Here is a 653-nt window from a genome sequence, read left to right as displayed (position 1 = left end):
CTTGTCTGCTCGATCATCGATTTAAAACTACAAGCCTCAGATGCCACGAACGCGCCCGCGCCAACAAACGGCGCAGCGTTCAAAGCGGCCGACGTCGGAAAGTATATCCGTGTTAACGGCGGCGTCGTGAAGATCAAGACGGTAGTAGATGCGGCGACGGCCACCGGCGAAATTACATCCCTGATGTATGGCGGCGCCGGTAGCTCGAACCTGATCGCAAGCCCGAACAGCTGGACGCTCGAAGAGGGTGTTTGGTCGGACGCGAAAGGCTGGCCCGGATGCGTGGCCTTCCACCAACAGCGCCTAATCTTCGCCGGTTCTAAACTCTTCCCACAAACGATATGGGGAAGCGCGATCCGCCAATATCTTAATTTCGAATTAGGGTACGTGGACGATGCCGCGTTTTCGTTTACGCTCGACAGTGACCAGGTTAACCCGATCTCTCACCTGTTTTCGCTTAACAGCCTTGTCGCCCTGACTCACTCCAGCGAATTTATCATTAGCGGCACGAATAACGTTATCTCTCCGACTAGCGTTTGCGTGCGCGTACCGTCGAACTATGGCGCGTCTTCCGTGCGCCCGATGCGCGTCGGCACAGAGCTAATCTATATCCAGCGTGCGGGCCGTAAAGTTCTCACTATGAGCTACGACCC

Annotated in this window: 1 protein-coding gene; it reads left to right on the top strand. The window is 55.7% G+C overall.

Annotation, left to right across the window (positions count from 1 at the left end):
- Positions 1–126 precede the first annotated feature (126 nt).
- Positions 127–653 (top strand): hypothetical protein (locus tag N1032_RS25890; RefSeq protein WP_259543488.1); only part of this gene is annotated, 527 nt, incomplete at its 3' end.

The sequence above is a fragment of the Herbiconiux daphne genome, from assembly GCF_024979295.1.
GTDB lineage: Bacteria > Actinomycetota > Actinomycetes > Actinomycetales > Microbacteriaceae > Herbiconiux > Herbiconiux daphnes.
This window is presented reverse-complemented; position numbering and strand designations above follow the sequence as displayed.